Here is a 12,915-nt window from a genome sequence, read left to right on the forward strand (position 1 = left end):
GGAACCGGGGCAGAGGCCTGTGCGCCGGGGTCAGTGAGCGACGACCGGGATCCTGAGTTCGTCCTCGACACCGTCGGCGGAACCCGAACCGGTACCGCCGGACGTCGTGATCGACGAGGGACGGCCGGCGTTGATGAAGGTCACCGCGATGGCAGAGGCCACCACCAGGATGCCGACGGCCCACCAGATGGCGCCGGTGAAGCCGTGCACCATCGACTGGAGCTTCAGCTGCTCCGGGTCGGTGGCACCGAGCGCGGCGTGCGAGGTGGCGTACGCCGTGGCGGCCGAGGCGGCGATGGTGTTGAGCAGCGCCGTGCCGATCGCACCGCCGACCTGCTGCGAGGTGTTGATCATCGCGGAGGCGACACCCGCGTCACGCGGCTCGATACCGTGCGTGGCCAGCGACATGGCGGGCATGAACGCCGTACCCATGCCCAGGCCCATCAGGAGCTGACCCGGCAGGATGACCGCCGCGTAGGACGAGTCGACCTGCAGCTGCGTGAGTACCAGCATGCCGATGGCGGCGGTCAGGAAGCCGGGCCCCATCAGCATCCGGGCCGGAACCCGGGTCATCAGCCGGGCACCGATCTGCGTCGAACCGGTGATCATTCCCGCGATCATCGGGAGGAAGGCGAAGCCGGTCTTGATCGGCGAGAAGCCCTGGACGACCTGCAGGTAGTACGTGAGGAAGAGGAACAGGCCGAACATCGCGATGACGCCGAGGCCCAGCGAGAGGTAGACGCCACCGCGGTTGCGGTCCATCAGGACGCGCAGCGGGAGCAGCGGCGACTTGACCTTGGACTCGGTCAGCACGAAGGCCAGCAGCAGGACACCAGCGGCGACGAACGTACCGATGGTCATCGGGTCCGACCAGCCGCTGGACTCGGCGCGGGTGAATCCGTACACCAGCGAGACCAGACCCAGCGCGGACAGGACGACGCCCGGGATGTCGAGCGACGAGCGGTTACGGCTGCCGGCCGGCTCGCGGATCACGAAGTACGCGCCCAGGGCCGCGACGATCGCGAACGGGATGTTGACGAAGAACGTCCAGCGCCAGTTCAGCGTCTGGGTGAGGAAGCCGCCGAGGATCAGGCCGACGGCGCCGCCGCCACCGGCGATCGCACCGTAGATGCCGAACGCCTTGGCGCGCTCCTTGGCGTCGGTGAACATCACCGCGAGCAGCGAGAGGGCCGCGGGCGCGAGCAGGGCGCCGAACACACCCTGGAGGGCGCGCGAGCCGAAGAGCATGCCCTGGTTCTGGGCCGCTCCGCCGAGCGCGGAGGCCAGCGCGAAGCCGATCAGACCGACGACGAAGGTGCGCTTACGGCCCCAGAGGTCGGCGATCCGGCCTCCGAAGAGCAGCAGTCCGCCGAAGGCGAGGGCGTAGGCCGTGATGACCCACTGCTTGTTGGCATCCGTGATGCCCAGATCCGTCTGGGCGTGCGGCAGCGCGATGTTCACGATCGTGGCATCGAGCACGACCATCAACTGAGCGAGCGCGATGAACGCCAGCGCTTTCCAGCGACTCGGATCAGGGAGTCGGACATCAGCTGTTTTTGACATGGGAGTAGCCACCTAAGGGCGCGCTCGGGCGCGCGAAGTCGTGAACCGTGAAAGCGGTCGTGATCCGTGAAGCGGTCAGGAACCGCGCACGCGGAGAAGGCTCGGAGACGCTCGGTGAGCGCGAGGGTCGGACGTGGGTCGGCGAGGGTCGGGCACGGGTCGGGAAGAAAGGCGTGGTCGAGGCGGGGCGGACGCGGGCCGGGCAGCCGTCTCAGGAGCCCGGCACCATGGTCATGTCCGGCGCCGCAGGTCCTCCAAGGTCGCCGCCGTTCCGGGCAGTCGGGACCGGGCCGGGGCCTCCAGTCCGTCCAGGAACAGCTGGATGTGGCGGTGGGTGAACCGGTCGATGTTCATACAGGCGATGCCTGGCAGCGGCCGGGTGAGCTGGGAGAGGGCGACCAGTACGTCACCGACGGCGATGTCGGTACGCAGGCGCCCCGCGGACATGGCACGCCCGACGAGCCCTTCGACGGCCTCTTCGAGGCGCCGCCGCTCGGCGAGCAGTTCGGGGTGATCCTTGTCGAAACCGCCGGACAGCATCGGGCACAGCGCCCCGATCCGTTCGTCGGCCGCCGCGTGCACGAAGCGGCTGAGCGCGACGAAGGGGTCTCCCCCTTCGTTCGCGGCTTCCTCGGCGCGATCAGTGGTGCGGGAGGTGACCGCGAGGACGACCTCGCGGGTCAGCGCGGCCCGGTCGGGGAAGTTCCGGTAGAGCGTGGCGTTGCCGACGCCTGCGCGGCGGGCGACCTCGTCGAGCGGCACATCCGGCCCGAACTCGACGAACATCTCGCGCGCGGCCGTCACGATCCGCTCCCGGTTGCGCAGCGCGTCGGCCCGCGGGCGGGTCGTACGCGGCTGCGCGGTTCCGGCGGCGGTACGGGCGGCGGTGTCCACGACGGCGCTCCTTCTCTTCCTGGTCCGTGCTGAGCTGTTCATCCCTGCGTCACTCGGGCGACCCCTCCGCGTAACCGGGGAGCGCCTCCCCGTTTCGCAGGGACACCGGTGCAAACGGGGAAGTGCTCCCCGGTTATTTCCCGGCCCGATGTGACCTGAGTCACGTCACCCGGGAACGGGAAAATCCCACCCCTTCGGCGCACCCAACGCGCGGCGCCGCACCACCCGACACAGGCTGATCCGCAGAGCGCAGCCAGGGACGGCCGGCTGCCGCGGCCCCGAAGGCGCCTCCATGCAGCAGCCCCGCCACCGGATACGCAAGCACCGCCACCCGGTCGCCCTTGGCGCGGCAACAGCCCTGGTCATCGCGGCGCTGGCCTCGGCCAGCAACACGCTCCCCCTTCCCAGCCGGGCCTCCGCCGGCCCGGTCTCCAGCACCGGATCGGCCGGGCTCGGCCCGTGCCGGATATCGTCGGCCATGGGCGTACAGATGTCGGAGGGCATACCGACGCAGCCGGGCTACGCCCACTCCACCGGTCAGATCCACGCGCTCAACCTGATGGTCGACTTCCCGGACGCGCCGGGGAAGGAGCCGGCCATGGACCGGCTCGCCGAATTCTTCCCACAGACCACCGACTGGTTCCGCACCAGCTCGTACGGGCGGCTCACCTACGTGCCGGAAGCCCCGGTGAAGTCCTGGCTGCGGATGCCACTGCCGTTCTCCGGATACGGGATCGAGCGCGGATCACCGTACGAGCCGGGCTACCGCCACCTCGTCCAGGACATCGTCGCCGCCGCCGACCTGAAGGTGGACTTCAGCGCGTACGACCTGGTCAACATCCTCGTCAGCCCGAACGCCGGCCCCTCCGCCCTGGACACCGTGCTGTCCGTGACCTTCTCGGGCAACGACGACGCCCCGTACGCGGACGGCGTGCCGCTCGCCAACACGTCCTTCGTCTACAGCCGGCAGGACGACGGCTCGGGGTCGTACTCCCAGACCGGATACCGCGTCCTGCCGCACGAGAACGGCCATGTCTTCGGCCTGCCCGACCTCTACACGATGGAGGGCGGGGGCTCCGTCGGGCACTGGGACATCATGTCCGAGGACTGGGGCGCCAACAACGACCTGCTCGGCTGGCACAAGTGGAAGCTCGGCTGGCTGGACAACAGCCAGGTCAGCTGCGCCTCGGGGACCGGCACCAGCGACCACGTCCTCGAACCGCTGGCCACCCGCGGCGGCACGAAGCTGGCGTTCGTGCCGCTGACCGCGGAATCCGGCTACGCGGTGGAGGTACGGACCCAGGCGGGCAACGACCAGGCGGTCTGCCGGCCCGGCGTACTGATCTACAAGGTCAGCTCGGACGTCGACACCGGCCAGGGACCCATCTCCGTCGCGGACAGCACCAAGGACAGCAGCGGCTGCACCCGGCTGCCCAATGTGCACGCCGAACTCTCCGACGCCCCGTTCCAGCCCGGCCAGACCTTCACCGACCGGGCCACCGGGATACGCATATCGGTGGTCGACAAGGACGCCAAGGGGGACTACCGGGTAAGGGTCACTCGCCCCTGACCTCCCGCGCCTCCCCTTCCTCCCTCGTCTCCCTCGTCTCCCGGACCTCCCGCTCCACCGGTCCGCGCAGCTCGCGCTTGAGGATCTTCCCGGTGACGTTGCGGGGCAGTGGCTCCCCGGACACGACCACATGGGCCGGGACCTTGAACGCGGCCAGGCTCCGCCCCACATGCGCCCGCAGGTCCTCGGCCGTGGCAACGGCACCCGGCCGGAGCCGTACGACGGCGGCGACCTCCTCGCCCAGCACCGGGTGGGCCACTCCCAGGACCGCGGCGTCCTCGACATCCGGGTGGTCGTGCAGCACGGCCTCGACCTCGACGCAGTACACGTTCTCACCGCCGCGGATCACCATGTCCTTGATCCGGTCGACGACGCTGATCCGCCCCTCGCCGACCACCGCCAGGTCTCCGGTGCGGAACCAGCCGCCGGTGAACGCCTGCGCCGTCGCCGCCTCGTCCCGCCAGTAGCCCCGGACCAGCGCCTGTCCGCGCAGCCACAGCTCACCGACCTCCCCCTCGGGGAGCGCCTCCCCCGCCGGATCGGCGATACGCACCTCCGTGGTGGGGGTCGGGCGGCCGACGCTGCCCGGGTGCAGCCGGTAGTCGGCACCGAAATTCGCCAGGACGCCACCGCTGGTCTCGGTCAGCCCGTACCCGTTGCGCGGCTCGATCCGCTCGCCGTAGCGGGCGGTGAGCCGAGCGACCAGATCCGGCGGGGCGGCGGCCCCGCCCGTGTTGAGCATCTGGAGGCTCTCCAGCCCGTCCCCGTCCCGGGCGGCCGCGGCGAGCAGCTGAAGCGCGGTGGTCGGCACCCCGGCGTAGTGGGTCACCCCGTGCTCGCGGATCAGCCGCAGCGCTTCCTCCGCGTCCCACTTGCGCATCAGCACGAGGGCGCCACCCGCCGACATCGCGGCGTAGAAGCTGGTGAACGCGGCGACGTGGAAGAACGGGAACGTCAGCAGCGAAACGGGCGCGGGCCCCTGCCCCGGGATGACACCCCGGCCGAGCGCGGAGGCCGCCGCGTGGAACCGGGGGTTGCGCGCGGCACCCGCCTGGGCGAGTTGTGTGGCGACGGCACCCTTGGGCCTGCCGGTGGTGCCGGAGGTATAGATGATCGTCGCGTCGTCCTCGGGCCGGATCTCGACGTCCGGTGGCGCCGCGAAGGGATCGGGCGCGGGCAGATCCGCGTACCACTCGACCCGGCCCCCCGAATCGGCCTCACCCGCTGCACCGACCTCGGGCTTCTCGCGTTCCTCTCGCGCCTCACGCTCCTCGTCGTGAAAGACGATCACGCGCGCCCCTGACGTACGGGCCCAGGCCTCGACCCGCGGCAGCCGCTCCCCGTCGACCAGGAGCACCCGCGGACCGGAGTCGTCGAGCGCGTACGTGAACTCGTCCTCGGTCCACCAGGCGTTCAGCGGGACGGCGACCAGTCCGGCCAGCTGGACGGCCCAGAACGCGATCTGCCACTCCGGGTGATTGCGCATCGCCACCACGGCCCGGTCACCCGGCCGGAGCCCGTACACCTCGCTCAGCCGGCACGCCAGCGCGGAGGCCGCCGCGAAGAACTCCCCGTACGAATAGCTGCGGTCCCCCGCGATCAGGAACGGCTGCTCACCGAACGCCCAAGTGGTCTCCACGAACTCACGGAGGGTCCTGGGCCCGTCCGCGTACACGAGCGAGCCCGCCTGCGGCCCGTCCTCGGCACGCACGACGGCGAACGGCCCCCCTGGCCCGGTCAACGCGGCCTCCACCCGGGCAGCCGCCGCGGCGGTGGAGTCGGCCGCGGACTCGGGAGCGGGTGTGGCTGGAGTCGGGTCGGTGTCCGGCACGAACGACCTTTCTAAGCGCTTGCTCAGGGCCTTCGCGACGCTATGCCCGCACCCGAACCCCGTCAAGAGGTCCCGGCCCGGCCCCGCGTCCGCCCACCGTCACAGAGCCCGAGTGCCCGTGACGCGTCATCAACTCGCGGTGTGCCGCCGTCGAGGGAGGACCGTGGAGACGAGGCCACAGAGCCGCCGTCCGCACCGCCCACCCGGGAGCGACCCCACCCGAAGAACCCCAGCCCCACGGCCCCGCACACTCACAGAATTGGCGGGTCAGAAGCAGACGCCCTTCGCCCGATGCCGCTAACACCATGGGGAAACCCTTCGCGGGGACGGATCCGCTACGCTGTCCCTGGTCGTTCATTGGTATGTCCCGCCGCCTGCCCCAGCGAGATCGCAGAAGGCGCCACACCTCGTCCGTCCAGTGGGCCTGCGGCCCTTGCCGATGACCCGTTCACCGGGCTTTCAGCAAGGTTCCCTCCAAGCCCGCGCCTTCGTAGCTCAGGGGATAGAGCACCGCTCTCCTAAAGCGGGTGTCGCAGGTTCGAATCCTGCCGGGGGCACAAGCGAATAGACCCCGGACCGATCATGGTCCGGGGTCTTTGACATCTCCACCTCATCAAGCCCACAGGTCAGCGTGTTCGCAGCTCAGGCCCCGTCCGAGTACGGAGTCCTCCGAACTGGTGCGGCACAGCCGATAGGGTCGGCCCATGACGTCACATCAGGCGGATGCCGCGTAGATCCCCGCACCAGTTGAGGCCGACCGTGCCCGATGGGGAAGGTGAGGGTGCGGTGAGCACGCTGCTCATCAGCGCGTGTCCTGGCCCGCCGGCGTGTGCTGCCGTGCACACGTACCTCTTCGTCGACGGCCTCGACGTGGTCGCGCGCAGCGATAGCAGCATGGCCGGCCTCGATCCGAGACGACTGCTCCGCCCAGGCGGACCGCTCTGTCCGACGGATATGCCGTGCACGGTGGATGTGGCAGCCCCGGAGCAGCCCGAGCCGGGGCCGGGCAGGCTGACCGTCCGGATCCGGCTCCGGGGCGAGACCGTCATCTGGTCCGACCTGATGTACCCGGGCCTGGACGGGAGGGTCATCGAGGAGGTGCGCTTTCGCCTGGAGCAGTACCTGGGCGAGGTCGAGCGCGCATACGCGGCGTTGAAGGATCAGCTGGTGATCCCGCCCAGCGAACCTGGGTGAGTGTCTAGCCCTGTGACAACACCGACGAACAACGGCGCTCAGGCACGGACGTCCGCAGATGGTCGCAGCAGGTCAGGGGCACGACAGCCCGAGGCGGCACCGCCACCCAAGTTGCTTCGGGACGGAGAGGCCGTGGGTTCGAATCCCGCCACCCCGAGGCCAGCCGGAGGGCCAATCGCCTGATCGTGCTTGCCCCTCTGCCGCGCTCGGGGGCAAACGAAGTTGATCAGGCCCCGCGTCACCCTCTCCCGGTCTTCCACGTCCTCCCCTTCATGATCTTCGGTGAAGTAAATGTGTACGTAGCTGGCCGATTTGGCGCACCCATGATCCACTTGGCCGGAAACCGACTGCAGTTAGCTCGTCCGACACTGAATGATGTTGCCTCGTTCCACATCAACTTCCGTGAGGCGAGGTCACAAGTGAAGACACGGGGCAAGAGAATGGCGTCCGTCGCTACCGCGGCGACGGTGCTGGCCACAGGTCTGGTCCTCGCGGGACCGGTGAGTTCCGCGAGCGCCGCGCCGGACGTCTATTTCATCACCTACACGTACACAGACGGTTCGGGTCGCGTGGAGGTCTTCAACAACGGCAGCTTCGCCGGGCACGGCTCATGGGCGGCCAACCCAGGCTCCTTTGGGTCCTCGACCGGGGACACCCTGATCGCCTACGACGGGCTGGCGGACGGTTACGGCATCGAAGCGACGCTGAACGACGGCCGGAAGGCCACGACTCGCGGGCACTCGTCGCCGTACACGGACACGACGACGGGCAACCTCGACGAGGGCGCCACGCGCACCCTGAAGGTCTGCCTCGTCAAGGGCACGTTCAGCAAATGCAGGACCGGCGTCGGCGTCCACGCCTGACACGTGCCCCGGTCCGGCCCCAGTCCGGTCCGGCCCCGGTCCGGGGCCGTTTGCGTGAGGGGTGCGTGAGCGGACGGGGGGGCGGCATCGGCTTGCGACCCCTTCCGCAGCCAGCCCGGGTATCGGTCCCGACGCAGATCAGGGCCGCGCAGCGCTGCTGCTGAGCGGCCCTGTCACGTGTGCTTCCAGCACCATCAACTGAAGGTCGACGCCCGCGGTTCGCATGAGCCGGTCGGAGCGGGGGCCGGCAGGTCAGGCGGGGTTGATGTGGTGGCCCGGGGTGCCGCCAGGTGTGTGCGGTACCCGGCGGGCACGCGCCACCTCAACTCGCGGTCGCCTGGTCCTCTGATTCGGCGGCGTGGCGGTATGCGGCGTTGATGCGCTGAGCTTCTTCGAGCTGGTCTTCCAGGATGACGATGCGGCAGGCGGCTTCGATGGGGGTGCCCTGGTCGACGAGTTCCCGGGCGCGGGCCGCGATGCGCAGCTGGTAGCGGGAGTAGCGGCGGTGGCCGCCCTCGGAGCGGAGCGGGGTGATGAGGCGGGCTTCGCCGATGGCGCGGAGGAAGCCCTGGGTGGTGCCGAGCATGTCGGCCGCCCGGCCCATGGTGTAGGCGGGGTAGTCGTCGTCGTCGAGACGGCCGAACGAGTCGTCTGCTGTCATTTGCACCTCTCTGTGGAACGCGTGGAGGGGCCCGGGTGCCGTATGGCACCCGGGCCCCGAAGGAACTGCTACACCATCTGCCGGCCTTGATACTGCGCCGGCGTTCTGTTTCCGCTGGCCCGACCTGGAAGGCGTCGGGGTTGCGGGGATCGCGGTTGCTTGACCGGAGACCACCTCACTATCGATGTCCTGCGGTACCCGGGCTCAAGACTTCCGCCCGGGCGATCCTGATGGCGCCTGGTCCTCCGTTTCTTCCCTCTGGGATCGATCACTTGCCTGCTGCTGGTACTGCTTTTCCTTGGTACTGCTGATGATGCGAACTGCTCCGTGGCCTACGACAGCGCCACTCTTCGGCAGCCAGCCCCGTCGCCCGTCCTGCGTCCGCTCTGGCTTGGAACCCCACTGCCGAACCTCCCGGTACGCGCGCCCGCAGCCGACGCCTTCACCGAGGTACTGCTCACTGACTCACTGCTGGGTACTGCACTTGCCGAACTGCTACTGCGGTCCTGCTCGCGGCAGCCCCTGATCACTGCGGGCCGCCCGGTCCGGTCGTCAGTCCCGTCGCCGTCCTGCAACAACCCTGGCTTCGAAACTCCACCACCGTACCGTCCTGCGGTTACTGCTGCCCGGCAGTTCTTCTCTGCCGGGCCCTGCTGTCTCTCTGGGCTACGAGAGAAACCATAGCCACACCACAACCCAATGTCTACTACCGTCGACATAGATTTCCGTGAGTCAGGTCGAGAGATAGTCGGCCTTGGCCACCGAACGGGTGCGCAGTGGTACCGCTCGGGCCGGCTCACCCCCGCTGACCAGGGCCGTTACGCCGGCTCGATGCCGCGGACACCACAACCGCCGGCCGGCGCGGTTGAGGCGAGCCGACACAGTGGCCCTTGTTGTCTCGGAGCTTCGATTACGCAACCGCGCGTCGCTGACCAGCGAAAACAGCACCGCATAGCGATGTCGAGCACCCCCGGCAAGGCTCCGATCGCACGCCTGAAGCGGGTGTCGCAGGTTCGAATCCCCCGAGTGGCCCTGGCACTTCTCGCGGATACGCCCCGCCTCCGCCGATGAGGCTCCGCCCGGCGGCCCGTCCCGCCGGGCGGACGGACTTCCTGCCCGGGGCGACAGGTCATCCGTTCTGTGGCCCAGCGGTACGGACGCCCTCAGGACCCGTCAGCGTCTACCTGACCGTTCAGATCGAACAGGAGCCACTCCAGCCAGTCGGCTGTGACTCCGAGCGCTCCCGCCCAGCCGTGCATGGTGCTCACGTAGGTGGCGTACCTGGTTGGCCAATGGCGCGTGCCCGCCGCCTCCCAGCTGGACCACCCGAGGGCGTTCAGAGAACGGAACACCCGGTCGTCGAGGATCAGGGCCCGGTCGGACTCGGAGCCCCGGTCGTCCACGGCCGCGAACCATTTGGTGAAGAAGGAGCGGCGGACACCGTTGAGCGCGAACTGGCTGTAGGCCGCGCTCAAGTCCCCGCTCCGGACCGACGCGCATGTGGTCCGCAGGACACTCCGCGTGCGGACGTCCGACAGCGCCGCATCCGTGTGCCGCAGGCCGCGTCCGTTGGTCGTGCCCGAGCCCCAGACCATGACGGCTACGAACAGATCGCGCAGCCCGTCGGGGTCGTCGCCGGCGCGCTCCCGTATCGCCGTCAGGTCGTCCCGGCCGATCTGGCGGTCTCCGCTCGGGCCGCTCGCGCATTCCTTACCGGCGCCGAGGACGTGCCCGGCTCCGTGCGGCTCCAGCCATGGACGCCAGGTTCCGGGACGGAATCGCACCGGGCCCTGTCTGCGCCCGGCATGGATGTCGACGATTCCTCGTAGCTGTTCCAACGGTGACCCCTCACATGGCGGCGGTGCCTCAGCGTGCCGGTGCGCCGCAGCCTATGGGGGCCGTGGCCCGAGTAACCGGTCTTTCCTCAGCTCGGACCTGCGGAACGTTCCAGGGCGCTTCCCTCCGCCCGACAGGAGGGCTAACGTCCCGCCGAACCAGACGAGTTCACCTCGGGTATCGCAGGTCGGGGCGGAGCCGAGGTCAAGTGGGGCAAGGGCATGGGCGCCCGACTGGTTGCCGACTAGAGTCGCCTCATCACTGCTGGTTATGGGGCCAGGGCTGGGTGCACGCACGCCGAGTCACTGGTGGGGAGGGCCTGTAGAGCATGAACCGTCGCTCCAATGGGTTGGTCGGTGTCTGGGCGGAAGCGCAGCGCCAACAGCAACGTCAACACGAGGCGCAAGCCAGGTACCAACGGGATCAGGAGAGGCAACAACGCGCCCACCAAAGAGAAATCGCGCGCAGCCATCGCGAGCAGAAGGCGGTCTACCGGGAGCAGCGCGAGGCGGAGGCACGGCGGCGCACGGAGGAAATCGACGCGCGGGTCCAGTCGTTGCAGGGCCTGTTGGCGGCGGGGTGCCGGGCTCCGGCGTTCAGGGCCGACGCACTGACTCGGGCGGAGCGGGTCGAGGCGTTCTCCCCGGGGCAGCTCGCCCACCCCATCCGCATGCCGGACCCGAACCAGTACCAGCCGCAGGGCGGTTGGACCGCCACGCGGCGGGCTCAGGCACAGGCGGAGGCCCGGTCCAGGTTCGAGCACGACTGGCAGGCCGCGCAGGCCGCGGAGGCGCAGCGTCAACAGCAGTTGGCCGCCTACCAGTTGCAGTACCAGCGGTGGGCCGACACCCAGCTGGGCGAGATCCGTCGGCACAACGCCGGCATCGCGGAGATGACGACGGGGCTTCGCAACGGTGATCCCGAGGCCGCGGTGGAGTATTTCTCCGCCGCCCTCTACGCCTCGACCGGCTGGCCGGAGGATCTGCCCCGCCAGGTCTCCGCGGCGTACGACTCCGGCGCGCGCCAGTTGGTACTGAACTGGGAGCTGCCCAGGTACGACATCGTCCCGGAGGCGAAGTCGGTGCGCTACATGATCAACGCCGACCAGGAGAAGGAGTCGCCCCGGCCGGTCACCCAGCGCCGCGCCCTGTACCGGGACGTGCTCGCGCAGTGTCTCCTGCTGGTTCTGCGTGATCTCTTCGCGGCCGATGAGTTCGGTGCGCTGGAATCGGTCGCGTTGAACGGGTTCGTGGACGATCACGACCCGACGACCGGCAGACGGGCGCCCATGTTCCTCGGCACGGTCATGGCTTCGCGTTCGGCTTTCGCCGAACTGCATCTGGAGCAGGTGAACGCGGTCACCTGCCTGGTGGACGGTCTCCGGGGGCAGGTGTCGTCGCGCCCCGACCAGTACGCGTCCGTGCGGCCCGGCCGGGTTCCCGAGGACGTCGGTAACGGCGTCGTCACCCATGGGGGCGACGAGGAGCCGGATCTGTACGCGATGGATCCCCTCGCCTTCGAAGGGCTGGTCGCCGATCTCTTCCGGACCATGGGCATGCAGGCCGTGACCACACAGCGCTCGAACGACGGCGGCGTGGACGTCGACGCGCTGGACCCGACCCCGATTCGCGGCGGCAAGATCGTCGTGCAGGTCAAGCGCTACCGCAACACCGTGCCCCCGACAGCCGTCCGCGACTTGTACGGCACCGTCCAGGACGCCGGCGCCAACAAGGGTGTGCTGGTCACGACGTCCGGATTCGGACCCGGCTCGCACACCTTCGCCAACGGCAAACCCTTGGAACTGGTGGCGGGCTCCGAGCTGGTCGACCTGCTGCACCGCCACGGGCTGCGCGGGCGACTGGGCGACGGCGAACGCTCTGTGCCTGCACCGCGGCCGGCGCCGGACAACGAGACCGGCACGGACGCCCCCAACGTGTTGGGCATGTACTGGTCGGGCAGCGTCACCCTGGACGTGTGCGCGCTCGTCTGCCACGGCAACCGGGTGCTGGACGACGACCACTTCGTCTTCTTCAACAACCCCCGGACACCCGACGGCACGGTCCGCACACTCATCCCTGTCGCGCCGGACAGAGCCGCCATCCAGGTCTCCTTCGATGCCCTGCCGGCGCGCGCCGACCGCCTCGTCGTCATCGCCGCGGTCGATCCCGTCGCCAACCCCGCGGCCGACCTGTCCGGGTTCGCCGACGCCGGAATTCGGCTGCTGGACTCCGAGCGAACACCGCTGGACCAGTTGGAGGTCTCCGACGGCCGCACCGGCGAGACCGCCCTCGTGCTGGGGTCCTTCCGTCGCCGTGCGAACGGCGACTGGGAGTTCGTCACCGGAGGCAAGGGATACCGGGGCGGCCTGGAGGAGCTGATCCAGGAGTACGGCATCGACGTGGACTAGCTGTACTGCCCCGTGAGGTTGGGGACACGGCTGGCGGGTGGTTGGCCCTTGAGTGCGGTGTGTCCGCGGTGGTGATTGTAGGTGTGCAGCCACTGG

Annotated in this window: 9 protein-coding genes and 1 tRNA gene; 5 read left to right on the forward strand and 5 right to left on the reverse strand. The window is 69.5% G+C overall.

Annotated features, from left to right (window positions below; all coding sequences use genetic code 11):
- Positions 1 to 30 precede the first annotated feature (30 nt).
- Positions 31 to 1,563, reverse strand: coding sequence for an MFS transporter (locus ACIQM0_RS25965; RefSeq protein ID WP_401290800.1), 1,533 nt, complete (start codon positions 1,561 to 1,563; stop codon positions 31 to 33).
- A 231-nt stretch (positions 1,564 to 1,794) separates the two neighbouring features.
- A complete protein-coding gene (locus tag ACIQM0_RS25970; RefSeq protein ID WP_401290802.1) occupies positions 1,795 to 2,499 on the reverse strand; it encodes a TetR/AcrR family transcriptional regulator in 705 nt (234 codons plus the stop codon).
- 250 nt (positions 2,500 to 2,749) lie between these two features.
- Here ACIQM0_RS25970 and ACIQM0_RS25975 point away from each other — a divergent pair, with 250 nt between their 5' ends.
- Positions 2,750 to 4,027 carry a M6 family metalloprotease domain-containing protein gene (locus tag ACIQM0_RS25975; RefSeq protein ID WP_401290804.1) on the forward strand — a complete coding sequence of 426 codons (1,278 nt, stop codon included), beginning with the start codon at positions 2,750 to 2,752 and terminating at the stop codon, positions 4,025 to 4,027.
- Here the strand turns inward: ACIQM0_RS25975 and ACIQM0_RS25980 are convergent.
- Entirely contained in the window at positions 4,014 to 5,858 is a 1,845-nt protein-coding gene (locus ACIQM0_RS25980) for a class I adenylate-forming enzyme family protein (protein ID WP_401290807.1), read from the reverse strand. The genes ACIQM0_RS25975 and ACIQM0_RS25980 overlap by 14 nt on opposite strands.
- Before the next feature lie 484 nt (positions 5,859 to 6,342).
- Here ACIQM0_RS25980 and ACIQM0_RS25985 point away from each other — a divergent pair.
- From ACIQM0_RS25985 to ACIQM0_RS25995, 3 genes are all read left to right on the forward strand, one after another.
- Positions 6,343 to 6,415: transfer RNA gene (locus tag ACIQM0_RS25985), tRNA-Arg, on the forward strand.
- A 229-nt stretch (positions 6,416 to 6,644) separates the two neighbouring features.
- Positions 6,645 to 7,052: a hypothetical protein gene (locus ACIQM0_RS25990; protein ID WP_401290810.1), complete on the forward strand. Its 408-nt coding sequence runs from the start codon at positions 6,645 to 6,647 to the stop codon at positions 7,050 to 7,052.
- Between the two features lie 440 nt (positions 7,053 to 7,492).
- On the forward strand, positions 7,493 to 7,915 hold the full coding sequence (locus ACIQM0_RS25995) for a hypothetical protein (protein ID WP_401290813.1): 423 nt from the start codon (positions 7,493 to 7,495) through the stop codon (positions 7,913 to 7,915).
- A gap of 322 nt (positions 7,916 to 8,237) precedes the next feature.
- Here ACIQM0_RS25995 and ACIQM0_RS26000 read toward each other — a convergent pair whose 3' ends face one another.
- Together ACIQM0_RS26000 and ACIQM0_RS26005 are read right to left on the reverse strand one after the other, a co-directional pair.
- Positions 8,238 to 8,576, reverse strand: a complete 339-nt coding sequence (locus tag ACIQM0_RS26000; protein ID WP_401290816.1) for a MerR family transcriptional regulator — start codon at positions 8,574 to 8,576, stop codon at positions 8,238 to 8,240.
- 1,163 nt (positions 8,577 to 9,739) lie between these two features.
- Complete coding sequence (locus ACIQM0_RS26005) at positions 9,740 to 10,360, reverse strand: hypothetical protein (RefSeq protein ID WP_401290818.1); 621 nt, start codon at positions 10,358 to 10,360, stop codon at positions 9,740 to 9,742.
- A 380-nt stretch (positions 10,361 to 10,740) separates the two neighbouring features.
- Between ACIQM0_RS26005 and ACIQM0_RS26010 the strand changes: the two genes are divergently transcribed.
- Positions 10,741 to 12,819 carry a restriction endonuclease gene (locus ACIQM0_RS26010; protein ID WP_401290820.1) on the forward strand — a complete coding sequence of 693 codons (2,079 nt, stop codon included), beginning with the start codon at positions 10,741 to 10,743 and terminating at the stop codon, positions 12,817 to 12,819.
- The last annotated feature ends 96 nt before the right edge of the window (positions 12,820 to 12,915 follow it).

It is taken from the genome of Streptomyces sp. NPDC091387 (assembly GCF_044756945.1).
Taxonomy (GTDB): domain Bacteria; phylum Actinomycetota; class Actinomycetes; order Streptomycetales; family Streptomycetaceae; genus Streptomyces.